We start from the raw sequence: 24,230 nt of genomic DNA, 5'->3' as shown, positions 1-24,230 counted from the left end.
GTCAGGTTGGTGCGCGCCGCGTTCAGGCGGCCGCGCGGATCAGGGTCGGGTCCCATTCCTTGCCGGGGACCGCGGCGATCAGGCGCTGCGTGTATTCGTGGCGCGGCGCGTCGAAGATCTGGTCGGGCGGGCCGGACTCCACCACGCGCCCCTTGTGCATCACGATCACGTGATGGCAGATCTGCGCGGCCACGCGCAGGTCGTGCGTGATGAAGATCAGGCCGATGTTCAGGCGCTTCTGCAGGTCGGCCAGCAGCTCCAGCACCTGCGCCTGCACCGAGACGTCGAGCGCGGAGACCGATTCGTCGGCCACCAGCAGCTTGGGCTCCAGCGCGAGCGCGCGCGCGATGCCGATGCGCTGGCGCTGGCCGCCCGAGAACTGGTTGGGATAGCGGTCGAACGCGGACGGCTCCAGCCCCACCAGTTGCAGCAGCTCGCGCCCGCGCGCCTGCGCCTGCGCCAGCGGCACGCCGTTGGCGACCGGGCCGTCGGTGATGATGCGGCCCACCGTGTGGCGCGGGTTGAGCGAGGCGAACGGGTCCTGGAAGATCATCTGCACGTCGCTGCGCAGCGGGCGGAACTGCCGCTCGGACAGGCGCGCGATGTCCTGGCCGTCGAACAGCAGCTCGCCGCCGTCGATGCCGGTCAGCTTGAGCAGGCACTTGCCGATGGTGGACTTGCCCGAGCCGGACTCGCCCACGATGCCGAGCGTCTGCCCGCGCTGCACGCGAAAGCTCACGCCGTCCACGGCGTTGACCACGCGCTTCTTGCTGAACAGGCCGCCGCCGGAGACGTAGGTCTTGCGCAGGTCGCGCACTTCCAGCACGGTCTCGGCCGCGTCCGCCTGGCGCTCCTTGGCGCGCCCGTGCGGCACGGCGCCGATGAGCCGGCGCGTGTAGGGATGCTGCGGGTGGTTGAGCACCTGCTGCGCCGTGCCCATCTCCACCAGCACGCCCTTTTCCATCACCGCCACGCGGTCGGCGATCTCCGCCACCACGCCGAAGTCGTGCGTGACGAACATCACGCCCATGCCCTTCTCGGCCTGGATGCGCTTGATCAGCGCCAGGATCTGCGCCTGCGTGGTGACGTCGAGCGCGGTGGTCGGCTCGTCGGCGATCAGCAGCGCGGGCTCGAGCGCCAGCGCCATCGCGATCACCACGCGCTGGCGCTGGCCGCCGGACAGGCGGAACGGATAGCTGTGGGTCAGCGTGGCGGGGTCGGGCAGGCCGACGAATTCCAGCAGTTCCAGCACGCGGCGGTGGCGCGCCTCGCCCGGATAGGCGCCGTGCACGCGCATCACCTCGGCGATCTGCTCGCCCACGGTCATCACCGGGTTGAGCGCGGACAGCGGCTCCTGGAACACCATCGCCATGTCCTTGCCGCGCATCGACAGCAGGGTGTTCTCGTCCTGCGCCAGCAGGTCGCGGCCCTTGAACAGGATCTGCCCGCCCTGCGGCTTGAGGTAGGGCGGCAGCAGGCCCATGATGGCGTTGGCGCTCATCGACTTGCCCGAGCCGGACTCGCCGACGATGCACAGGATCTCGCCGGCGTGCAGGTCGTAGGTCACGCCGCTGACCGCGTGCGGGCGGTCGCCGCCGGCGGGCAGCGCGATGGTGAGGTCGCGCACGGACAGCAGCGGCACGGCTGCCGGCGCGGGATTCTGGTCAGGTGATTGCATGTGCGGCATCCTTTGGCTCACTCGCCGCGGCGGCGCAGTTGGGGGTTCATGGCGTCGTTCAGGCCTTCGCCGATCAGGTTGATGGACAGCACCGTGAGCAGGATCGCCACGCCCGGCCACACGCTCATCCACCAGGCTTCGCGGATCATGGTGCGGGCCGCGCCGATCATGAAGCCCCAGCTCATCATGTTGCGGTCGCCCAGGCCCAGGAAGGACAGCGCCGACTCGGTCAGGATCGCCGTGGCCACCATGAACGAGGCCGACACGATGATCGGCGACATGGCGTTGGGCAGGATCTGCGTGAGGATGATGCGCAGCGGCTTCTGCCCGATCACCACCGCGGCCTGCACGAACTCGCGCTGCTTGAGCGTGAGGAACTCGCCGCGCACCAGGCGCGCCACCGGCGGCCAGGAGACCACCGAGATGGCCGCCACGATGGAGTAGATGGTCGGGTTGAAGATGGCCACGATCACCACCGCCATCGCCAGTTGCGGGATGGTCTGGAAGAACTCGGTGAAGCGCATCAGCGCGTCGTCCACGCGGCCGCCGCAGTAGCCGGCCACCGAGCCGATCAGGATGCCGAACACCAGCGCCACACCGGTGGAGATCACGCCCACCAGCAGCGAGACGCGCGCGCCGTACAGCATGCCGGCGGTGATGTCGCGGCCCAGCATGTCGGTGCCGAACGGATAGGCGGCGTCGGCGAACGGGTGCACCAGCGGCTCGCCCACCATCAGCCACGGCGAGTCCTCGTACAGCACGGGCGCGAGCAGCGCCACCGCCACCACGGCCAGCAGCACCAGCAGGCCGATCACCGCGCCGTAGTTGCGCGCATAACGTCGGGCGAAGGCTTTCATGCCGTGGCTCCCTTGCCGCCCACCGCGATGCGGGGGTCGATGAAGCGGTAGACGATGTCCGTCACCAGGTTGAAGAACACCACCAGCGCCGAGGTCACGAAGAAGATGCCGAGCAGCAGCTGGTAGTCGCGCTGCAGCAGCGCGTCGAACATCAGGCGGCCGATGCCGGGCCACGAGAACACGGTCTCGGTCAGCACCGCGCCGCCGGCCATCTGGCCGAGCTGGATGCCGGCGAACGTGATCACCGGCAGCAGCGCGTTGCGCAGCACGTGCACGCGGATCACGCGCCCGGCCGGCACGCCCTTGGCGCGCGCGGTCTTGACGAAGTCCATGCCCATCACTTCCAGCATCGAGGCGCGCGTGAGGCGCACGTACACCGCCATGAAGAAGCAGCCCAGCGAGATGGTCGGCAGCACCATGTGCAGCGCCACGTCCTGCACGCGCGCCAGGCCCGTGTAGCCGGCGCCGATGGTCTCCATGCCGAACGCGGGCAGCCAGCCCAGCACCACCGAGAACAGGATGATGGCCATCAGCGACAGCCAGAACAGCGGCGTGGCGTACAGCAGCAGCGCGCCGCTCATCACCGCGCTGTCGACCCAGCGGCGCTTGTTCTCGTAGCGCGTGCGCGCCGAGATCACGCCCAGCAGCACGCCGAGTACGAGCGAGAACACGAACGCGCCGCTCATCAGCACGATGGTGGCCGGCAGGCGGTCCAGGATCAGGTCCAGCACCGGCAGGTGGTTGCGGTACGAGTAGCCGAGGTCGAGCCTGGCCACGCCCTTGAGATAGATGCCGAGCTGCGTGAGCACCGGCTGGTCCAGCCCGAACTGCTGGCGCAGCTGCCCGACGAAGGCGGCATCGCCGGCGCCGGCCTCGCCCGCCATGACGGTGGCGGGGTCGCCCGGCGCCATGCGGATCAGGAAGAAGTTGATGATGACCACGCCGAGCACGACCACGAGGGCCTTCCACAGGCGGGACAACAGGAAAGAGAGGAAATTCACGGCATGCTCCACGCGGGGCAAAAGCTGGGTCCGGGCGCCATCGCGCCCGCATTGCTGCGCCGCCCCGCACGCGCGGGAGCGGCCCGGTGCGCGCGCGGGTTCCGCAGCGGAACCCGCGCGCGCCCGTCACGCACGACTCAGTTCTTCTCGATGGAAACGTTGTCGAACGACTCGTTCAGCCCGATCGCGGTGGTCACGAGGTTCTTGACGTTCTTGCGGTACAGCGTGGGGAACTCCAGCTCGAACAGGTTGCCGGCGGCCACTTCCGTCACCAGGATCTTCTGCACCTCGCTGTACAGCTTCTGGCGCTCGCCCGCGTCCAGCGCGACGCCGGCCTGGGCCCACAGCGCATCGGCCTGCGGGTTGCTGTAGCCCTGCACGTTGGCGAACGGCGTGCCCTTGACGATGTTCTTGGTCACGTAGAGCCGCTCCACGCCCAGCGCCGGATCGCCGTACTGGTAGGTGTAGGTGACGGTCAGGTCGAAGTCCCAGTTGCTCACGCGGCTGGACCACGTGCCGGCATCGGCCGACTCGATGCTGACCTTGAAGCCGAGCTGCTCGAGCATCTGCTTGGCGTACTCGTCGAGGCGGTCCCAGTTGGCGCCGTAGGAGGTCGACAGGATCTTGACCGGGTACTGGCCGACGTTGACGCCGGACTCCTTGATCAGGTCGCGCGCCTTCTTCAGGTTGAAGTCATAGGCCGGCATGTTCTTGTCGAAGAACAGCGTGCTCGAGGAGAACGGGCTCACCGCCGGCTTGCCCATGCCGAAGAAGATGTTGTCGACGATCAGCTTGCGGTTGAGCGCGTGCATCACCGCCTGGCGCACCTTGATGTTGTTGAACGGCGGCTTGCGCTCGTTCATCAGCATCGTGGACATCGGCGCGAACATCTCCCAGCCCTTGGTGGTGTATTCCACGTTGGGCAGCGCGCGCAGGCGCTTGACGTCCACGTTGTCGACGTCGCCGCCGCGCAGCACCTGCACGTCGCCCTTCTCGAAGGCCACCGCGCGCGAGGCCGAGTCCGGGATCACGTAGAACACCAGCTCGTCCAGGTAGGGCTTGCCCTTCTTCCAGTAGTTGGGGTTCTTGGCCAGCTTGATGTAGGCGCCCTTCTTCCATTCCTTGAACATGAAGGGGCCGGTGCCGATGGGCTTCTGGTTGGCCGGGTTGTTGCGGTAGTCGGTGCCGTCGTAGATGTGCTTGGGCATCATCGGCATGGTGCCGGTCTCGAACATCGAGATGAACGGCGGGAACGGCTCCTTGAGCTTGATCTCCACGGTGCTGTCGTTGACCGCGCGGATCGAGTCCATGTACTTGTTGATCACGGCGCGCGTGCGCACGTGCACCTCGCGCAGCATCTTGTCGATCGAGAACACCACGTCGGCCGAGGTGAACGGCTTGCCGTCATGCCACTTCACGCCCTGCTGCAGCTCGAAGGTGTAGGTCAGGCCGTCCGGCGAGATCTTCCACGACTTGGCCAGCTCGGGGCGCGGCTTGAGGTCCGGGCCGTAGGTCAGCAGGCCCTGGTAGATCTTGCCGGCGATGTACTGCGTGGGCGCCTGCGAGTTCATCGCGCTCACCAGGATCGGCGGCTCGGGCTGGACGATGCCGGACAAGGTGCCGCCCACGGTCTGCGCGGCGGCGCTGCCCGCGGGCAGCAGCACCGGCGCCAGGGCCAGGCCGGCGCTGGCCAGCGCCATCGACACCAGGCTTTTGCCAAAGCTCTTTTTCAGGTGTTGGGTGAAGGATTTCATCGGTCAGTTTCCTGTGGTAGTGATCGTGCTCTGCGGATACGGAAGGTACGAAAGACGATTGCTGCGGCTGCGGTGACTGCGTGGTGGCTCAGGCGGCGGCGGGCTCGACGCCGCACCAGTCGTGCATGAACTGCGCGAGCGTGGTGGCCACGCGCACCATGCTCTCGATGGAGACCGACTCGTCGATGCCGTGGATGTTGCGCGCCACCGGCCCGTAGCAGGTCACGGGCGTGTCCAGCATCATGCGGAAATGGCGCGCGTCGGTGGTGGCGGTGGAGGCTTCGTGCCGCACGGGCTCGCCGGTGGTTTTCCGGTGCGCGGCCGCGAGCGTCTGCATGCTGGCCACCTCCAGGTCGAACTCGCAGCCCGGCGCGTGGAAACCCTCGTAGCGGATGCCGAGCTGCAGGTTGCTGGCCAGGCGCGCGAGCGTGGCGCGCACGCAGTCCGCCACGCGCGCCTTGGCGTCGTTGACGTCCATGTCCGGGAAGAAGCCGATGCGCACGCCCAGCGTGCAGGTGCACGGCACCGAGGAATTCCACTCGCCGCCCTGGATCTGGCCGATGTTGAAATTGACCGGGTGCGCGTGGTCGCGGTACGCGGCGGGCCGGTTCTGCGGCAGGTTCCACTCGGCCTCGAGGCGGCGCAGGTCGGCGATCACCTCGATGGCGGCCTCGACCGGGTTCACGCCGCTGGACATGTAGGCGGCATGCGCCGGGTGGCCGGTGAGATCGACGAACATCCAGAACACGCCCATCTGCGCGCTCATCAGGGTTTCGCCGAACGGCTCGGGAATCACCACGGTGTCGAACGAGGCCAGCTTGCCCGCGCCGACCGCGCTGCGCAGCGCGGCCACCGTGGCCAGCGCGCCGTTGCCGGTGTTCTCCTCCTCAAGCACGGAGTTGAAGCCGACCGCGCCGGCGGGCTGCACGCCGAGGTCCTTGAGCGCCTTGAACGCGGCCAGCGTGCAGACGATGCCGGCCTTCATGTCGCCCGCGCCGCGGCCGAACAGCCAGCCGTCCTCGACGAACGGCGCATACGGCGACTGGCGCCACATCGACTCGGGGCCGGTCGGCACCACGTCGAGGTGGCCGTTGAACAGCACCGAGCGCCCGCCCTTCGCCGCGGGCCGGTGCGTGGCCAGCAGGTTGTAGCGGCCGCCGTCGGGGCAGCACGGCGGCGAGAACAGCGGCAGGTCCTTGAGCGCTTCGCTGCGCAGGTAGATGTGCTCGGACGCCAGGCCGAGCTCGCACAGCGCGCCTTCCATGAAGGCCACGGCGGGCTGCTCCTGGCCCGACGGGCTGGGCGCCGCCACGAAATCCGACAGCGTGCGCACCATGTACGGCTCGAGCGCGCGCACGGCGGCGGCGATGGCATCGGTTGTGAGCGCGGGAAGATCTGGCGTGGCGGCAATCGCGGCACTGCCGGCGGGACGTTGCATGGTGGCTCCACTGACTGGCCCGGCATGCGCGAGGGGGGCGCTTCCGGAGGGGGATCGAATCAGCCGAATCGGCAAGACGTCGTTCAAAAAAACGACGAACCCAACAAGATGTATCGAAAGTTAGCCGATCATTGGTACCATCGGTAGGTCCATGTTTCGCTTTTTAGCCGGTGCCACTTTGAAAGAGACCATTTTGTCGGAGCTGCTGCTGCAGCGTCTGGAAAGGCCCGCCGATGGTGCGGAAGACAAGAACGGCGCGCATATGAACCGCCAGCTCTACGAGATCATTCGGCAGGAAATCCTTGCTGGGTCTTTGGTTGCGGGTAGCAAGCTGCCCGCGTCGCGGCTCCTGGCGAAGGAGGTCGGGGTCTCGCGCAACACCGTGCTGTATGCCTACGAACAGCTCCTGGCGGAGGGTTACGTCACCGCATCGAGCGGAAGTGGCACCTTCGTGTCGCAGAGTTTTCCCGACCATAGTGCATTGCACAACGTTAGGGCGCAAAGTGGCACCATCACTGTGCCCGCAGCGCAGCAAAACCCGAACCGCTTCACGCTGTCGCGGCGCGGCCAGCACCTGGTGTCGCATTCCGGTGCATCGGACCGGCAATGGGGCGCGTTCGTCGCGGGCGTGCCCGACGTTTCGCTGTTTCCGCACGCTGTCTGGGCACGCCTGCTCAACAAGCACTGGCGCGCGCCCAAGCCCGAACTGCTGACGTATGCGCACAACGGCGGCTACATGCCGCTGCGCCGGGTGCTGGCCGAGCACCTGCGGCTGGTGCGCTCGGTGCGCTGCGAGCCCGAGCAGATCATCCTGACCACCGGCATCCACCAGGCCATCGACCTGATCGCGCGGCTGCTCGGCGACCCCGGCGACAAGGCGTGGATGGAAGACCCCGGCTACTGGGGCACGCGCAGCCTGCTCAACAGCGCCGGCATCGAGACCATCCCGGTGCCGGTGGACGGCGAGGGCATCGCGCCCGACGCGGCCACGCTGCAGAACCCGCCGCGCTTCATCTTCGCCACGCCGTCGCACCAGTATCCGCTCGGCATGGTGATGAGCCTGTCGCGCCGGCGCATGCTGCTCGAATACGCGCGCCAGCGCGGCGCGTGGATCGTGGAGGACGACTACGACAGCGAATTCCGCTTCGAGGGCCGGCCGCTGGCCTCGCTGCAGGGCCTGGACGAGCACGACCGCGTGATCTACATGGGCACCTTCTCCAAGACGCTGTTCCCGGGGCTGCGCATGGGCTTCATGGTGCTGCCCAAGCCGCTCGCGCCGCATTTCGCCACGGGGCTGTCGGAGCTGTTCCGCGAGGGCCAGCTGATGCAGCAGGCGGTGCTGGCCGACTTCATCGAGGAAGGCCACTACGCCACCCACATCCGCCGCGTGCGCCAGCGCTACGCGCAGCGCCAGGGCCTGCTGCGCGAGGCCATCGCCGCGCGCCTGGGCGCGGACTGGCCGACCTCCACGCACGAGGCCGGCCTGCACATGGTGCTGCACCTGCCGCCCGGCGCCGACGACCTCGGCATCAGCATGGCGGCGCGCACGCAGGGCCTGACCACGCGGCCGCTGTCGCGCTACTTCGCCGACCCGGCCCGGGCCGCCAGCCAGGGCCTGCTGCTGGGCTACGCCTGCGTGCCGGACGACCAGATCGCGCCGGCCTTCCACAAGCTCGCCGAGGTGATCGAGCCCGCGCTGGAACACCTCGCGCGCACGCAGGCGCCGCGCCGCGCGGCCGCCGCGGCGATCAACCAGGAGGCGTGGAGCGGGGCGTAGCGCGGCCCGCGTGCTGCCGTGGCGCCATGCCGGGGGCGGCGATTGGCCCTTCCCGCTGCTTGCGGCCGTGGCCTAGTATTGCGGCTTTCGCATCGCCATCAGGCCGACATGACCGACTCCGATCCCGCACGCAAGGCGCCCGGCGCCATCCTCGGGGCGCTGGCAGCCCTGCTGGACGGCCCCGGCCTGCAGGCCGGCGACGCCATCGAGACGCGCTTCCGCAAGGACTGGTACGCGCCGCTGGGCGCGCCGCCGCTGGCCGTGGCGCGCCCGCGCGGCACCGCCGAAGTCGCCGCCGTGCTGGCGCTGTGCAACCGCCTGGGCCAGCCGGTGGTGCCGCAGGGCGGGCTCACCGGGCTGGCCGGCGCGGCCACGCCGCAGGGCGGCGAGGTGGTGCTGTCGCTCGAGCGCATGCGCGGCGTGGAGGAGATCGACGCGCAGGCCGGCACCATGACCGTGCTGGCCGGCACCACGCTGCAGGCCGCGCAGGACGCCGCGCGCGAAGCCGGCTGGCTGCTGGCGGTGGACCTCGGCGCGCGCGGCAGTTGCCAGATCGGCGGCAACATCGCCACCAACGCCGGCGGCAACCGCGTGATCCGCTACGGCATGATGCGCGACCAGGTGCTGGGGCTGGAGGCGGTGCTGGCCGACGGCACCGTGGTGTCCTCGCTCAACAAGATGCAGAAGAACAATGCCGGCTACGACGTGCGCCAGCTCTTCATCGGCAGCGAAGGCACGCTCGGCGTGATCACGCGCGCGGTGCTGCGCCTCGCGCCACTGCCGGCCGCCACCCAGACCGCGCTGTGCGCGCTCGCGGGCTACGAGGACGTGGTGCGTCTGCTGCGCCATGCCCAGCGCGCGCTCTCGGGCCGCCTCAGCGCGTTCGAAGTGATGTGGGCCGATTTCTACGCGCTCGTCACCACGCGCGTGGCCGGCGTGCGCGCGCCGCTGCCCGCCGGCCATCCGTTCTACGTGCTGCTCGACCTGCAGGGCAACGACAGCGCGCAGGACGCGCCGGTCTTCGAGGCCATGCTGGAGTCGGCGCTGGAGGCGGGCCTGATCCAGGACGCGGCGGTCGCCGCCAGCCACAAGGAAGCCGCGAGCTTCTGGCTGCTGCGCGACGCGGTGGCCGAGTTCCCGACCATGTGGACGCCCAGCGTGGGCTTCGACGTCAGCGTGCCGATCGGGCGCATCGGCGAGTTCGCCGAGACGCTGCGCGCGCGCGTGCTGGCCGCGTGGCCCGGCGCCGAGATGATGCACTTCGGCCACGTCGGCGACAGCAACCTGCACTTCGGCGTGCGCCTGCCCGGCATGGACGCCGCGGACTTCCCCGAGCACGACATCACCGACCTGGCCTACGGCGTGGTGCGGGATTTCCACGGCAGCATCTCGGCCGAGCACGGCGTCGGCTTCCACAAGAAGCCCTACCTGCACTGCTCGCGCTCGCCCGAGGAACTGGCGCTGATGCGGCTGCTGAAGCGGTCGCTGGACCCGAACGGGATTCTGAGTCCGGGGCGAGTGTTCGATCTGGGGTGAAAGCGGAGACAGGCACGCAGTCAGACCGGTTCGAGATCGCGTGGCGCAATCTCGCTCGTGATCTCCCCGCCATGTTCGCGCCGGGCGATCTTCAGGTCATAGGACTGCTGCAGATTGAGCCAGGATTCCGCATCGCCGCCGAAGTACTGTGCCAGCCGCAGGGCAGTGTCGGGGGTGATGCCGCGGCGCTCGCGCACGATATCGTTGATGCGCGCCGGGGTGACGTGCAGCGCCACGGCGAGTGCGTTGGCGCTCATGCCGAACGGGACGAGAAACTCCTCGCGCAAGATCTCGCCCGGATGGACCGGACGCATGCCGTTCTGGAAGCGGGCCATGATGATTTCCTTTCAGTGATAGTCCACGATCTCGACGGCCTCCGGGCCATCGGGCGTCCAGACAAAACAGACGCGCCACTGATCGTTGATGCGGATGCTGTGCTGCCCCTTGCGGCGCCCGCCCAGCATTTCGAGCCGGTTGCCGGGCGGCGAGCGCAGGAAGTCGAGCGAAGCGGCAGCGGCCAGCATCTCCAGCTTGCGTTCCGCCGCTGCCTTGATGTTCGCGAACCTGGGTACCCGCCGGCCGGTGAACAGCGCCGCCGTGTCTGCGCATTTGAACGACTGGATCATGGCGGAATTATATATCGCTTACCGATAAACGGTATAAGAGAAAAGCGGGCCGCGAATTCGCGCGGCCCGTGTGGAGAACGAAGCACGCTGCCGAAGTCGGGGAACGCTACTTCAGCAACTTCCCTTCCTTCGCCCCCAGCGGCGTATGCGCCTGCGACGCCACGAACACGCCGGCGTTGTCGTCGCGGCCTTGCAGCAGGTACTTCGCATCCGCCTTGCCGTAGGTCTGCACCGCCACGCCGGAGAGCTTGCCGATGTCGCTGGCGCGCAGGCGGTTGACGATCAGCACGGCGCGGGTGTCGGCGAAGTCCTGCATCATGTTCTGGTCGCCCTCGCTGTCGCCGGCGACGAAGACCGGGCCGTAGCCGTAGCGCGACACCAGGAAGCGCTCGATGGTCTGCGTCTTGCCCTTGCCCTGCGTCTGCGCGTAGCCGCGGCGGAACTCGGGCTGGATCACGCCTTGCGCGTCGCGCTCGAGCTCCATCGCCAGCACGCGGTCGGCGGGATTGTTGTAGCCGTAGGCGGGATTGGACGAAATCTCCTTGACCACGTCGACGAACGAGGCCGAGCACACCCAGACGTCGAAGCCGGCCGCGCGCATGCGGGCGTAGAGGTCCTGCATCTCGGGCACCAGCCGCAGGCCGTTCTTCCAGCTCACCGAGACCACGCCGGCGCGGCCGGGCAGCGCGGCGGGGCTGGTCCACCTGACCTTCTCGATCGGCTGCCCGAGCTGCCAGGCGACGGTGTCGGCGGTCAGGCTGCGCACCTGCGCCTCGGTCATGCCGGCGAAGTGGTAGGTCACCCACGGATAGGCCACGGCGTGGTCGAAGCTGTCGCCGATGGCTTCGTACAGGTAGCGCATCTTGGCGACGAAGTTCTGGTAGTGCGGGCTGGCCTTGACCTGCTCGAGCGACTGGCTGCCCTTCAGGCCGCTGTAGTTCCGGTACAGCCAGGTGTAGCTCTCGATGATGTCGGGCGCCACCTTGTCGATGTCGACCGGCTGGCCGGCGGCGTTGTTGAACGGCGCGTTGAACGCCTTGTGCGGGATGTTCAGGCGGATGGCGGTGTCGAGCTGCTGCGGCGTGGCGCCGAAGCGCAGGTTCTGCAACTGGTACACCAGCACCGCCTCTTCGATGTCGAGGAAGATGCTGGTGTTGTCCCAGTCGAACACCGCGTAGGGCGGCTTGCGCGCGTCGTAGCCGGGGCTGCCCTTGCCGTGGGCGGCGATCAGCGCGTCGATGCGGGCGCGGTTGAAGGCGTCCCACCTGCCTTGCGCCAGCGGCTGCACCGCGCTCTGCGCGGCGGGAGCGCCGGCGCGCGGGTCTTGCGTGGCGCAGCCGCCCGCGGCGAGCGCGGCGGCCAGCAGGGTTGCGATCAGCAGGCTCTTTTGCTTTTGCTTCATGGCGATTTCCTCGTTTTCGTTGTCGTGGGTGCAGCGGGAAAAAAGGCGTCACGAAGCCGGCCGGCCGGAGCCGGCGGCTTGGTCGGGCGGGGGTTCACTCGGATGCGGGCAAGGCGTCCGGCGCGGCGTCTGGCGCGATGTCCGGCGCGATGTCTGGCGGAGAGGGCGGCAGCGCAACCTCGCCGCTGTCGTCCTTCAGGTCCACGCCGCTGCGCCCGAGCGCCAGCGCGCCGCGCAGCAGGAAGGCGAGCTTGTCCGCCGCCTGCGCGTAGGGCAGCCCTTCGGGACGCACGTTGGAGATGCAGTTGCGCTCGGCGTCGCTGCGGCCCGGGCGCGGCGCGTGGGTGAGATAGATGCCGAGGCTGTCCGGCGAGCTCAGCCCCGGCCGCTCGCCGATCAGCATCACCACCTGGCGCGCGCCGAGCAGGTGGCCGGCCTCGTCGCCGAGCGCCACGCGCGCCTGCTCGGCCACCACCACCGGACCGATGGACCAGCCCGGCAGGCGCGCGCGCGCGGCCAGCAGCAGCGGCACGCCGTGGCGCCCGGCGGCCAGCGCGGAGAGGCCGTCGGCGATCACGAACACCACGTCGGGCGCCTCGACGGGGCGCGCCTGCGCCAGCCGCGCGCGGCTGTCGTCGTCGAGGCGGCGGCCCAGGTCGGGCCGGCGCAGGTAGTGCTGGCGGTCCGCCGCGGCGCTGTGCGCGGGCACGCTGGCGAAGCCGGCCGCGGCCAGCGCCTGCTCGATGTCGGCGCGCGCCAGCGGCAGGTGCACGGCGTCGCGCGCCTGCGCGTGGGCCAGGCCGAAGGCGAGCACGGTCTCGGTGGTCTGGCTGTTGCCGGCGCGGCCCAGCGCGATGCGCGCCGCGGTGAACTGGCGCAGGCGCTGCCACGGGTTGGGCTGGGTCAGCTTGCGGGACATGGCGGGCGGCTCACAGTCCGTGCGCCAGCTGCAGCAGCGGCTGCCGCTCGCCCGGCTCCAGCAGGCGGCCGTCGTCGCCGAGGATGCCCATGCGCCGCAGCCAGTCCTCGAACTCCGGCGCGGGCCGCAGGCCGAGCGTGTCGCGCAGGTAGAGCGCGTCGTGGAACGAGGTGCTCTGGTAGTTCAGCATGATGTCGTCGGCGCCGGGCACGCCCATGATGAAGTTGATGCCGGCCACGCCGAACAGCGTCAGCAGCGTGTCCATGTCGTCCTGGTCGGCCTCGGCGTGGTTGGTGTAGCAGACGTCGCAGCCCATCGGCACGCCCAGCAGCTTGCCGCAGAAATGGTCTTCCAGCCCGGCGCGGATGATCTGCTTGCCGTCGTACAGGTACTCGGGGCCGATGAAGCCCACCACGGTGTTGACCAGCAGCGGCGAGAACTCGCGCGCCACCGCGTAGGCGCGCGCCTCCATCGTCTGCTGGTCCACGCCGTGGTGCGCGTTGGCGGACAGCGCGCTGCCCTGCCCGGTCTCGAAATACATCACGTTGTTGCCCACGGTGCCGCGCGCCAGGCTCTGCGCCGCGTCGTGCGCCTCGGCCAGCAGCGCCAGGCCGATGCCGAAGCCGGCGTTGGCGCGCTCGCTGCCGGCCACCGACTGGAACACCAGGTCCACCGGCGCGCCCTGCTCGATGGCGCGCACGGTGTTGGTGACGTGGGTCAGCACGCACGACTGCGTGGGCACGTCGTAGCGGCAGCGCAGGTCGTCGATCAGGCGCAGCAGCGTGACGATGGCGCCGAGGTTGTCGGTGGCCGGGTTGATGCCGATGGTGGCGTCGCCGCAGCCGTACAGCAGGCCGTCGATCATCGAGGCGGCGATGCCCTTGGGATCGTCGGTCGGGTGGTTGGGCTGCAGCCGCACCGAGAGCCGGCCGGGCAGGCCGATGGTGTTGCGAAAGCGCGTGACCACGCGACACTTGCGCGCCACCGCCACCAGGTCCTGGTTGCGCATGAGCTTGCTCGCCGCCGCCGCCATCTCTGGCGTGATGCCGGGCGCCACGCGCGCCAGGGTGGCGCTGTCGGTCTCGTGCAGCAGCAGCCAGTTGCGGAAGTCACCCACGGTCAGCGCGGCGATCTCGCGGAAGGCCTCGCGGTCGTGCCGGTCGAGGATCAGGCGCGTGACCTCGTCGTCCTCATACGGCACCAGCGCTTCGCGCAGGAAATGCGCGAGCGGCACCTCGGCCAGCGCCATGCGCGCGGCCATGCGCTCCTCCTCGCTGGCGGCGGCCACGCCGGCCAGGCAGTCGCCCGAGCGCGCCGGGCTGGCCTTGGCCAGCAGCGTCTTGAGGTCGGCGAACAGGTGGCGGCGCGCGCCGACGGTGTGGGTGAAGGCCATGACGGTATCTCAGTCCGCGGCGGGCACCTGCGCGGGCGCGCCGCCGGCGAGGTCGCCGTGCGCCACCTGGTGGCGCGCGCGCCAGTGGTAGTGCGCGTAGCCCACGGCCAGCACGCCGGCATACAGCAGCGCGATCAGCGGGTTGAACCAGACCATCGCGCCGAGCGAGACCAGCGCGCCGGCCAGCGCGACGAGCGGGAAGACCGGATAGCACGGCGTGCGCCAGGGCCGCGCCATGTCCGGCGCGCTGCGGCGCAGGCGGAACAGGCTGGCCATGCTGAACAGGTACATGGTGAGCGCGCCGAACACCGACATGGTGACGATGTTGGCGGTCAGCGGCTGGCCGCCGATGACGATCAGGCCGTCGCTGTAGATGGCGAGGATGCCCACCACGCCGCCGGCCAGCACGGCGCGGTGCGGCGTGGCGAAGCGCGGGTGCACGCGCGCCAGCCAGCCCGGCAGGAAGCCGGCGCGCGCCAGCGCGAAGATCTGCCGCGAGTAGCCCAGGATGATGCCGTGGAACGACGCCACCAGCCCGAACAGGCCCAGCCACACCAGCATGTGCAGCCAGCCCGAGTGCTCGCCCACGATCATCTTCATGGCCTGCGGCAGCGGGTCGTTGATGTTGGCCAGCCGGGTCCAGTCGCCGGCGCCGCCGGCGAACACCATCACGCCCACGGCCAGCGCCAGCAGCGTGAGGATGCCGGTGGTGTAGGCGATCGGGATCGAGCGGCGCGGGTCGCGCGCCTCTTCCGCCGCCATCGCCACGCCCTCGATGGCGAGGAAGAACCAGATCGCGAACGGGATCGCGGCGAACATGCCGGGCACCGCCGCCAGCGAGAAGCCGTCCTGCCCGGCCCAGCCGCCGCGGGCGAAATTGGCCACCGAGAAGCCCGGCGCCACCACGCCCATGAAGACCAGCAGCTCGAAGATGGCGAACAGCGTCACCACCAGCTCGAAGGTGGCGGCAATGCGCACGCCGATGATGTTGAGGCCCATGAACACAATATAGGCGCCGACCGCGGCATGCTTGGGATCGAGCCCCGGGAACTGCACATTGAGGTAGGCGCCGATGGCCAGCGCGATGGCCGGCGGCGCGAACACGAACTCGATCAGCGTGGCCAGCCCGGCGAGGTAGCCGGCGCCGGGGCCGAATGCGCGGTAGGCATAGGCGAACGGCCCGCCCGCGTGCGGGATGCTGGTGGTCAGCTCGGTGAAGCTGAAGATGAAGGTGGCGTACATGGTGGCCACCGCCAGCGCCGTGACCATGAAGCCCAGCGTGCCGGCGCTGGCCCAGCCGAAGCTCCAGCCGAAGTATTCGCCCGAGATCACCAGCCCCACGGCGATGCCCCACAGCTGCACGGTGCCGAGCGTCCGGGTGAGCGTGCCGCCGCCGGCCGGGTGCGAGGGGCTGGCCGGGGACGGCGGATGCGGGGGCTGGCTGGACATGGCTAGGGTTTCTCCGGACGGTGTGCCGGCGACGGATCGTTGCCCCGGCCGCGGCGTTTCCGGCATCATCGCCAAAAGCGCGCGGGCAGCGTTATCGAAAATCGGCACCATTGCGAATCGGCACCATCGCGGATGTGGCATGCGGCGGCCGGCAGGCGCGGCACCCCCGGTGGAATGGAACTTGCAACGTTCAGGATCGTCCTGCGTACCCAAATCTTCGCCATGAACACCACCCGCGCCACCCGCGATATCCCGCCCGCAGCCCTCGCCACCTTCCGCGTCACCGCCGCGCGCGACGCCGACGAGCACGCCGCCAACCTGTCGCGCTGGAACCAGACCTACGACCAGCTATCGCCGGGCGCCTTCGCCGGCGAGGTGCGCGAACTGTGGCTGCCGCATGCGCAGGTGTTCGTCGAGCGCACCAACCGCAGCCTGCGCCAGTCCTGCATGGCCTGGCCCGATGCGATCTGGTTCGGCGTGCCGCTGCCCTCCGCGCAGGCGCCGGCCACCGTGGGCGGCACCGCCATCGCGCATACCGACATCGCGGTGCGGCCCGGCGGCACGGAATTCGAGCTGCGCACGCCCGAGGATTTCGGCATCTTCGGCATCGTGGTGCGGGCCGAGGAACTGGCGCGCTACATGGACGAGGTGGAACACCGCGACCCCGCCAGCGTGCTCGGCCAGCGCGCGGTGCTGTCGGTGCAGCCGTGGGCGCGCGCCCGGCTGTGCCGCGCGCTGCTGGAGATCCTGTCCGAGGCCGCGCGCCACGCCCCGCCGGACGGCCTCGCCACCGCCGACGCCAGCGAGGCCGCCCAGGCCTGCGGCGACCTGCAGGAGCGCCTGCTGGGCAGCCTCGTCACCCTGCTGATGGCCGCGAACGACAGCGCCGCGCGCCCCACCATCACGCACATCAACCGCCAGCGCACCGTGCAGCGCATCCGCGACTACCTGCTGGCCCACGCCGCGGACCCCATCGCCGTGCCCGACCTGTGCCGGCACTTCCACCTGAGCCGCCGCGCGCTGCAATACTGCTTCGAGGACGTGGCCGGCATGTCGCCGGCGGCCTACCTGCGCGCGCTGCGCCTGAACGGCGTGCGCCGCGACCTGCGCGCCGGCGCCGGACAGCGCACCGTCTCCGACGTGGCCGCGGCCTGGGGCTTCCACCATCTCTCGCAGTTCGCCCAGGACTACCGCCGCATGTTCGGCGAGCTGCCTTCGGCGGCGCTGCGCGGCGGCGCGAACTAGGCCCGCGCCCGCCGGCCGCTCCCCGGCGCCCTTCCCCCGCCGCTTCCTGCCCGCTTCCTGCCCTCTTCCCACCTCCTCCTGCATCTTCCCGCCGCGCCGCTGCCCCGGAAATTGCCCGGCCCGCCGCCGCGCCCGCCTTTGCGCGCGCGGGCGCGCTTGCCTTAGCCGCCTGCGGGACCGACAATCGAGCGCCGTACCATCCACAGATGCCGGCCGCCAGCGTGGGGCGGCCGTCCATGCAGGAGTCTCGATGAATCAACCCGATCCGCCACGCCTGCCCCGCTTGCCGGAGGCAGCGTGGTTCAACGTCGGCCTGGCCGCCTACGTCCTCACCGCCCTGGCCCTGTGGGTGGTGATGCAGGCCAACCTGGTCGCGGCGCTGCTGGCCGGGCTGCTGCTGTATTCGCTGGTGGACGTGCTGGCGCCGAGGCTCGCCGGCCTGCACCAGAAGCATGACGCACTGGCCGTGGCGCTGCTGTCCGCCATCACGCTGCTGGTGCTGACGCTCGGCGGCTGGGCGCTGATCCGCTTCGTCGGCGGCGACGGCAACCGGCTGGACACGCTGCTGATCCGCTCCGCCGACATCATCGACAAATCGCGCGCGCAGTTGCCGGGCTGGGTCAGCGACGCGCTGCCGCGCGGCGTGGACGAGCTGGCCAACGCGCTGATCGCGTGGCTGCGCGAGCACGCGCAGATGGCGCAGAAGTTCGGCGCGGAGGTGCTGCGCACGCTGGCGCATATCCTGATCGGACTGGTGATCGGCGCGATGGTGGCGCTGTACCGCGCCATCGCCAAGCCCAACCGCAGGCCGCTGGCCGCCGCGCTGGTGGAGCGCGCGCGCAACCTGCAGCGGGCCTTCGCGCAGTTCATCTTCGCCCAGATCAAGATCTCGCTGATCAACACCGTGCTGACCGCGATCTACCTGCTGGTGGTGCTGCCGCTGTGCGGCGTGCACCTGCCGCTGACCAAGACGCTGGTGGCGCTGACCTTCCTGGTGGGGCTGCTGCCGGTGCTGGGCAACCTGATCTCGAACGCGGGCATCGTGGTGGCGTCGCTGTCGATCTCGCTGCCGATCGCGGTCGCCTCGCTGGTCTACCTGGTGGTGATCCACAAGCTCGAATACTTCCTCAACGCGCGCATCATCGGCGCGCGCATCAACGCCGCCGCGTGGGAGCTGCTGACGGTGATGCTGCTGATGGAGTCGGTCTACGGCATCGCCGGCGTGATCGCCGGACCGATCTTCTATGCCTATCTCAAGCGCGAACTGGCGGCGAAAGAGCTGATCTGAGGCCGGCGCGCGCCAGGTCGGACCAATCCGGCCGCCGGCGCCGGTCAAGGCCCCGCCGGCCCGCCTTCCGCTTCCACCTCCACCCGGCTGCGCACGAAATCGATATGCGTCTGCATGGCCGTGCGCGCCTCCTCCGGGCGGCGCGCGAGGATGGCTTCGCACAGCGTGCGGTGCTGCAGCAGCAATAGCGCCGAGGCGCCCTCGTCCTGCACGCGCAGGCCGGTGCCGTTGATGGTGATGTGTTCGCGCAGCATGCCGATCACGCTGGTGTGCAGGTGCAGGAACATGGTGTTGTGCGAGGCCTGGGCGATGGCTTCGTGCAGCTTCGCGTCGGCCTCGGCCTCGGCGGCCTTGTCGTCCCGCTCGCGCGAGGTCTCCAGCGCGCGCAGCAGCGCGCGGATGCGCTTGAGGTCGGCCGGATCGGCGCGCAGCGCGGCGAAGTAGGCGGTGGCGCCTTCGAGCACGCGGCGAAACTCCAGGATGTCGTCGCGCAGCACCGGGTGGTCGGCCACCAGTTGCCGCCACGGCGAGGCGATGCCCGCGCGCAGCTGCTCGGTGACGAACACGCCGGCGCCGCGGCGGCTCTGCAGCAGGCCGCGCGCGCCGAGGCGCTGGATGGCCTCGCGGATGGTGTTGCGGGCCACGCCGTATTGCGCGGCGAGCAGCCGTTCGGCGGGCAGCCGGGTGCCGGCCGGCCAGGTGCCGTCGAGCAGCGCCGTCTCCATTTTCCGCATGACCTGTTCCACGCGCCCGCGCGCCTGCATGCCCCCCGCCATCCTCGTCCCCGTGTCATCCCGTCCGTCGCTGGTCCAACCAATTTGAACTGCGGCGCGTCTCGCGGAATTATGCGCCAAACAGTGGCGGACCTGATGGCCAGGCGACCGCCCCCCACGGAGCGAGACATGAATCCAAGGCGCTATCCCCCCGCCGCCGCCGCCCCGGCGCAGGCCTACCTGTTCGCCACCTGCCTGGTCGACCTGTTCGTGCCGCAAGCCGGCCTGGACGCGGTGCGCCTGCTCGAGCGCGAAGGCCTGACCGTGCATTTCCCGCGCGGGCAAAGCTGCTGCGGCCAGCCGGCCTACAGCAGCGGCAACCCGGAGCAGGCGCGCAAGGTGGCGCTGGCGCAGCTCGACCTGTTCGCCGAGCCGTGGCCGGTCGTCGTGCCTTCCGGCTCGTGCGCCGGCATGATGCGCCACCACTGGCCGCTGCTGTTCGCCGACGACCCGGTGGCCGGCCCCAAGGCACGCGCGCTGGCCGAGCGCGTCTACGAGCTGAGCGAATTCCTGCTGCACGTGCTGAAGGTGCGCTTCGACGCCACCGTGTCCGCCCAGCCCGACGAAACCGTGGTGCTGCACACCTCGTGCGCGGCGCGCCGCGAAATGGGCACGCGCCAGCACGGCGTGGCCCTGGTCGACGCGCTGCCCGGCGTGACGCGCGCCGAGCACGCGCGCGAATCCGAATGCTGCGGCTTCGGCGGCACCTTCTCGCTCAAGCATCCCGACATCTCCGGCGCGATGGTGCAGGACAAGATCGCCTCGGCCTGCGCCACCGGCTGCGACCGGCTGGTCTCCGCTGACTGCGGCTGCCTGCTCAACATCGGCCACGCCGCGCGGCACCAGGGCGCGCCGCTGCCGGTGGAGCACCTGGCCAGCTTCCTGTGGCGGCGCACCGGCGGCAACGGAGAGCCGGCATGAGCGCACTCTCCGCACGCGAGCGCATGCTGGGCCGCCTGCGCGCCGCCGCGCCGGCCGCCGCCACCACCGCCGCCGTCGACGCGCTGGACGCGCGCATCGACGCGCATTTCGACAACCGCCGCGCGCCGGCCACGCCGGCCGGCCTGGCGCAGGCCATGCAGGCCGCGCTGGACGCCGCGCACACGCAGGTCTGGTGCGCGAGCGGCGACGCCTGGCCGGCGCAACTGGCCCACAGGCTCGCCGCCGCCGGCGTGCGCCGCCTGCTGCTGGACCCGGCCGGCGCGGAAGGCGCGGCGCTGGCGCAGGCGCTGCCCGCCGGCGTGGCCGCGCTCGCCTACGACCGCCCCATCGAGGACTGGAAGGCCGAACTGTTCGACACCGTGGACGCCGGCTTCACCGTGGCGCGCTCCGGCATCGCCGCCACCGGCACGCTGATCCTGGCGCCGGACGCGCGCACGCCGCGCACGGTCTCGCTGGTGCCGCCGCTGCACGTGGCGCTGGTGTACGCCGACACCCTGCACGCGGACCTGCACGCCGCCGCGCGCGCCGAGCGCTGGCGCGACGGCATGCCGACCAACCTGGTGCTGGTGTCCGGCCCGTCCAAGACCTCCGACATCCAGCAGACGCTGGCCTACGGCGCGCACGGCCCGCGCGCGCTGTGGGTGGTCATCGTGACGCGCACCGCCAGCGCAGACGCACGATGAGCACGCACGCCACCTCCGGCGCACCCGCCGCCGCCCCGCTGCACTTCGTCCCCGCGGCCGACTTCAAGGCGCGCGCGCGCGCCGCGCTGGACGACCCCAAGCTGCGCAGCAGCTTCCGCGGCGCGATGGACTTCCTGCAGGCCAAGCGCGCCGTGCAGTTCCCCGACGGCGACGAGCTCGAACAGTTGCGCGACCTCGGCGAGGCGATCCGCCAGCATGCGCTCTCGCGCCTGCCGGACCTGCTGGCGCAACTGGAAGACAAGCTCACCGCGGCCGGCGTGCAGGTGCACTGGGCCGAGACCGCGGAGCAGGCCAACGCCATCGTCCACGGCATCGCGCAGGCGCACCGCGCGCGCCGCGTGATCAAGGGCAAGTCGATGGCCAGCGAGGAAATCGAGCTCAACCACTACCTGGCCGAGCGCGGCATCGACTGCATCGAGTCCGACATGGGCGAGTACATCGTGCAGCTCGCCGGCGAGAAGCCCTCGCACATCGTGATGCCGGCCATCCACAAGACGCGCGGCGACATCGCCGCGCTGTTCGAGCGGCACATCCCCGACACGCCCTACACCGAGGACGTGGACGAGCTGATCCAGACCGGCCGCCGCGCGCTGCGCCAGGCCTTCGTCGAGGCCGACATCGGCCTGTCCGGCGTGAACTTCGCCGCCGCCGACACCGGCACGCTGTGGCTGGTGGAGAACGAGGGCAACGGCCGCCTCTCCACCACCGTGCCGGACGTGCACATCGCCATCATGGGCATGGAGAAGGTGGTGGCCAAGCTCGAGCACATCGTGCCGCTGGCCAGCCTGCTGACGCGCTCGGCCACCGGCCAGGCCATCACCACCTACTTCAACCTGATCTCCGGCCCGCGCAACGCCGGCCGCGGCGAGCGCGACGGCCCGCGCGAGGTCCACCTCGTGCTGCTCGACAACGGCCGCAGCCAGGCCTACGCCGACGAGCAGCTGCGCGCCACCCTGCAATGCATCCGCTGCGGCGCGTGCATGAACCACTGCCCGGTGTACACGCGCATCGGCGGCCATGCCTACGGGACCACCTACCCGGGGCCGATCGGCAAGATCATCTCGCCGCACCTGCTGGGGCTCGAAGCCACCGCCGACCTGGCCACCGCGTCGAGCCTGTGCGGCGCGTGCGGCGAGGTGTGCCCGGTGCGCATCCCGATCCCGCAACTGCTGATCCGCCTGCGCACCGAGGCCAACCGCGATCCCGCCGAGCAGGTCGCGCACCCGCTGCGCGGCCAGGGCGCGAAGTTCAGCCGCAGCGAGCACCTGGTGTGGCGCTTCTGGAGCGGCGCGTTCGCGCATCCGTTCACGTACCGCGTGTTCCGCTGGGCCGCGACGCGGCTGCGCGCGTTCGCGCCGTCGCGGCAACTGGGCTGGACCAGGCACCGCGCGCCGCTGACGCCGGCGCCGCGCAGCCTGTCGGACCTGCTGCGCGAGCGGGGGCAGGCGGAGTAGGCGCGGCCTTTTGGGCCTGCCCTCGGTTTGCTCCCCTCTCCCACGCAGTGGGAGAGGGGAGCAAACCCGCAGCGACGGGACCGCTCCTGCAGCCCACAAGCCCACAAGAAAAACACAAAACACAAACCAAAACCACGCAAGAAGGCGCCCCCTTCAAGTTCATTTCAAACGCATCCATCGGAGGAGACCCGACCATGCAACCCTGGACCCAGATCTACACGCCGCTGGGCAGCTTGTGGCTGTCCGCGCTCGCGGCTGCGCTGCCCATCCTGTTCTTTTTTCTCGCGCTGGCCGTGCTGCGCATGAAGGGCCACGTGGCCGCGGCGATCACGCTGCTGCTGGCGCTGGGCGTGGCCGTGCTGGCCTACGGCATGCCGGTGCCGCAGGCGCTGGCCGCGGCCGGGTTCGGCTTTGCCTACGGCCTGTGGCCGATCGCGTGGATCATCGTGACCGCGGTGTTCCTCTACAAGATCGTGGTCAAGACCGGGCAGTTCGACATCGTCCGCGCCTCGGTGCTGGCCATCACCGACGACCAGCGCCTGCAGATGCTGCTGATCGGCTTCGCGTTCGGCGCCTTCCTCGAAGGTGCGGCGGGCTTCGGCGCGCCGGTGGCGATCACCGCGGCGCTGCTGGTCGGGCTGGGCTTCAACCCGCTCTACGCGGCGGGGCTGTGCCTGATCGCCAACACCGCGCCGGTGGCGTTCGGCGCGATGGGCATCCCCATCATCGTGGCGGGGCAGGTAACGGGCATCGACGCCATGCGCATCGGCGCGATGGCGGGCCGGCAACTGCCGCTGCTGTCGCTGGCGGTGCCGTTCTGGCTGGTGTTCATCATGGACGGCAAGCGCGGCGTGAAGGAGACCTGGCCGGCGGCGCTGGTGACGGGCGCCAGCTTCTCGGTGACGCAGTACTTCACCTCCAACCACATCGGGCCGGAACTGCCGGACATCACCTCGGCGCTGGTGAGCCTGATCTCGCTGACGCTGTTCCTGAAGGTCTGGCAGCCGCGCAGTGCCAGCCAGCGCGCCGGCGGCGCGGTGGCCGTGGGCGGCGGCGGCGCGGCGGCGCTGGCGCGCGTGGGCGGCGGGCTGGCCGCGGGCGGCCTCGGCAAGGTGGCGGGCGACAACCGCCGCGCCTCGCCCTACACCACCGCGCAGACGCTGCGCGCGTGGGCGCCGTTCGGCATCCTGACGGCCATCGTCACGGTGTGGAGCCTGCCGTCGTTCAAGGCGCTGTTCGCCGGCAACGGCGCGCTGGCCGGATCGGTGCTCAAGTTCAAGGTGCCGGCGCTGGACCAGCTGGTCATCAAGGCCGCGCCCATCGTGGCGCAGCCCAAGGCCTACGAGGCGGTACTGAAGCTCGACCTGCTGTCCGCCGTGGGCACCGCCATCCTGCTGACCGCGCTGATCTCCGCCGTGCTGCTGCGCATGAAACCGCGCGACGCGCTGGCCACCTTCGGCGAGACCGTGGCGGAACTGCGCCGCCCGATCCTGTCGATCGGGCTGGTGCTGGCCTTCGCGTTCGTCGCCAACTATTCGGGCATGTCCTCCACGCTGGCGCTGCTGCTGGCCGGCACCGGCGCCGCGTTCCCGTTCTTCTCGCCGTTCCTGGGCTGGCTGGGCGTGTTCCTGACCGGCTCGGACACCTCGTCCAACGCGCTGTTCTGCTCGTTGCAGAGCACCACCGCGCACCAGATCGGCGTGTCCGACACGCTGCTGGTGGCGGCCAACACCACGGGCGGCGTGACCGGCAAGATGATCTCCCCGCAGTCGATCGCGGTGGCCTGCGCGGCCACCGGGCTGGTGGGCAAGGAGTCGGAGCTGTTCCGCTTCACGGTGAAGCACAGCCTGCTGTTCGCGGTGATCGTGGGGGGGATTACGATGGTGCAGGCTTATGTTTTGACGGGGATGGTGTCGTAGTTTTTGGTATTTTAGTTTTCGACTTTAAAGTCGAAGGTTTTAACTTCAAAGTCAAATTCAAAAGCTTAAAGTCAA

At 70.2% G+C, this 24,230-nt stretch carries 20 protein-coding genes; 8 read left to right on the top strand and 12 right to left on the bottom strand.

All coding sequences use genetic code 11. From position 1 onward, the window contains the following. Positions 1–22 precede the first annotated feature (22 nt). From KF708C_RS12865 to KF708C_RS12845, 5 genes are all read right to left on the bottom strand, one after another. A complete protein-coding gene (locus KF708C_RS12865; protein ID WP_156173811.1) occupies positions 23–1,687 on the bottom strand; it encodes an ABC transporter ATP-binding protein in 1,665 nt (554 codons plus the stop codon). Between the two features lie 8 nt (positions 1,688–1,695). Continuing rightward, complete coding sequence (locus KF708C_RS12860) at positions 1,696–2,535, bottom strand: ABC transporter permease (RefSeq protein ID WP_020202433.1); 840 nt, start codon at positions 2,533–2,535, stop codon at positions 1,696–1,698. Next, positions 2,532–3,536: an ABC transporter permease gene (locus KF708C_RS12855; RefSeq protein ID WP_020423742.1), complete on the bottom strand. Its 1,005-nt coding sequence runs from the start codon at positions 3,534–3,536 to the stop codon at positions 2,532–2,534. The genes KF708C_RS12860 and KF708C_RS12855 overlap by 4 nt, the downstream gene beginning before the upstream one ends. A 137-nt stretch (positions 3,537–3,673) precedes the next feature. Continuing rightward, positions 3,674–5,290, bottom strand: a complete 1,617-nt coding sequence (locus KF708C_RS12850) for an ABC transporter substrate-binding protein (protein WP_020202431.1) — start codon at positions 5,288–5,290, stop codon at positions 3,674–3,676. An 88-nt stretch (positions 5,291–5,378) separates the two neighbouring features. Continuing rightward, entirely contained in the window at positions 5,379–6,728 is a 1,350-nt protein-coding gene (locus KF708C_RS12845) for an ArgE/DapE family deacylase (RefSeq protein ID WP_059412078.1), read from the bottom strand. A gap of 178 nt (positions 6,729–6,906) precedes the next feature. Between KF708C_RS12845 and pdxR the strand changes: the two genes are divergently transcribed. After that, positions 6,907–8,505: a MocR-like pyridoxine biosynthesis transcription factor PdxR gene (pdxR, locus tag KF708C_RS12840; protein ID WP_029043475.1), complete on the top strand. Its 1,599-nt coding sequence runs from the start codon at positions 6,907–6,909 to the stop codon at positions 8,503–8,505. Between the two features lie 108 nt (positions 8,506–8,613). Further along, positions 8,614–10,041, top strand: a complete 1,428-nt coding sequence (locus tag KF708C_RS12835) for an FAD-binding oxidoreductase (protein WP_059412077.1) — start codon at positions 8,614–8,616, stop codon at positions 10,039–10,041. Positions 10,042–10,061: 20 nt separating this feature from the next. Here the strand turns inward: KF708C_RS12835 and KF708C_RS12830 are convergent, their stop codons facing one another. The 6 genes from KF708C_RS12830 to eat all read right to left on the bottom strand — a co-directional run bounded on the left by KF708C_RS12830 (position 10,062) and on the right by eat (position 15,830). Next, entirely contained in the window at positions 10,062–10,376 is a 315-nt protein-coding gene (locus KF708C_RS12830) for a HigA family addiction module antitoxin (protein ID WP_059412076.1), read from the bottom strand. Between the two features lie 12 nt (positions 10,377–10,388). Beyond that, positions 10,389–10,667, bottom strand: coding sequence for a type II toxin-antitoxin system RelE/ParE family toxin (locus KF708C_RS12825; protein ID WP_059412075.1), 279 nt, complete (start codon positions 10,665–10,667; stop codon positions 10,389–10,391). A gap of 106 nt (positions 10,668–10,773) precedes the next feature. Then, the gene (locus KF708C_RS12820) at positions 10,774–12,069 is read right to left on the bottom strand and encodes a haloacid dehalogenase-like hydrolase (protein WP_059412074.1); all 1,296 of its coding nucleotides are present in this window, start codon (positions 12,067–12,069) and stop codon (positions 10,774–10,776) included. A 94-nt stretch (positions 12,070–12,163) separates the two neighbouring features. Continuing rightward, a complete protein-coding gene (eutC, locus tag KF708C_RS12815; protein ID WP_059412073.1) occupies positions 12,164–12,988 on the bottom strand; it encodes an ethanolamine ammonia-lyase subunit EutC in 825 nt (274 codons plus the stop codon). Between the two features lie 10 nt (positions 12,989–12,998). Next, positions 12,999–14,381 (bottom strand): ethanolamine ammonia-lyase subunit EutB, encoded by a 1,383-nt coding sequence (locus KF708C_RS12810; RefSeq protein WP_059412072.1) that lies wholly within the window; start codon positions 14,379–14,381, stop codon positions 12,999–13,001. 9 nt (positions 14,382–14,390) lie between these two features. Beyond that, positions 14,391–15,830, bottom strand: coding sequence for an ethanolamine permease (gene eat, locus KF708C_RS12805; RefSeq protein WP_059412071.1), 1,440 nt, complete (start codon positions 15,828–15,830; stop codon positions 14,391–14,393). Between the two features lie 222 nt (positions 15,831–16,052). On the opposite strand from eat, the gene KF708C_RS12800 reads away from it, so the two are divergent. Continuing rightward, on the top strand, positions 16,053–17,075 hold the full coding sequence (locus tag KF708C_RS12800) for a helix-turn-helix domain-containing protein (RefSeq protein ID WP_063923008.1): 1,023 nt from the start codon (positions 16,053–16,055) through the stop codon (positions 17,073–17,075). Positions 17,076–17,325: 250 nt separating this feature from the next. Further along, positions 17,326–18,363 carry an AI-2E family transporter gene (locus KF708C_RS12795; protein ID WP_029043473.1) on the top strand — a complete coding sequence of 346 codons (1,038 nt, stop codon included), beginning with the start codon at positions 17,326–17,328 and terminating at the stop codon, positions 18,361–18,363. 44 nt (positions 18,364–18,407) lie between these two features. On the opposite strand, the gene KF708C_RS12790 is transcribed toward KF708C_RS12795, so the two are convergent. Then, positions 18,408–19,097: a FadR/GntR family transcriptional regulator gene (locus tag KF708C_RS12790; RefSeq protein ID WP_059412285.1), complete on the bottom strand. Its 690-nt coding sequence runs from the start codon at positions 19,095–19,097 to the stop codon at positions 18,408–18,410. 168 nt (positions 19,098–19,265) lie between these two features. On the opposite strand from KF708C_RS12790, the gene KF708C_RS12785 reads away from it, so the two are divergent. From KF708C_RS12785 to KF708C_RS12770, 4 genes are all read left to right on the top strand, one after another. Next, positions 19,266–20,057, top strand: a complete 792-nt coding sequence (locus KF708C_RS12785; protein ID WP_059412069.1) for a (Fe-S)-binding protein — start codon at positions 19,266–19,268, stop codon at positions 20,055–20,057. Further along, positions 20,054–20,761, top strand: coding sequence for a LutC/YkgG family protein (locus tag KF708C_RS12780; protein ID WP_059412068.1), 708 nt, complete (start codon positions 20,054–20,056; stop codon positions 20,759–20,761). Before KF708C_RS12785 ends, KF708C_RS12780 begins: the two co-directional genes overlap by 4 nt. Then, positions 20,758–22,236: a LutB/LldF family L-lactate oxidation iron-sulfur protein gene (locus tag KF708C_RS12775; RefSeq protein WP_059412067.1), complete on the top strand. Its 1,479-nt coding sequence runs from the start codon at positions 20,758–20,760 to the stop codon at positions 22,234–22,236. Before KF708C_RS12780 ends, KF708C_RS12775 begins: the two co-directional genes overlap by 4 nt. 194 nt (positions 22,237–22,430) lie before the next feature. Next, positions 22,431–24,155, top strand: coding sequence for a lactate permease LctP family transporter (locus KF708C_RS12770; protein ID WP_059412066.1), 1,725 nt, complete (start codon positions 22,431–22,433; stop codon positions 24,153–24,155). Positions 24,156–24,230 lie beyond the last annotated feature (75 nt).

Source organism: Cupriavidus basilensis (assembly GCF_000876015.1).
In the GTDB taxonomy this organism is placed as follows: domain Bacteria; phylum Pseudomonadota; class Gammaproteobacteria; order Burkholderiales; family Burkholderiaceae; genus Cupriavidus; species Cupriavidus basilensis_B.
The sequence above is the reverse complement of the archived record's forward strand: the minus strand, read 5'-3'. Positions and strand labels throughout refer to the sequence as shown.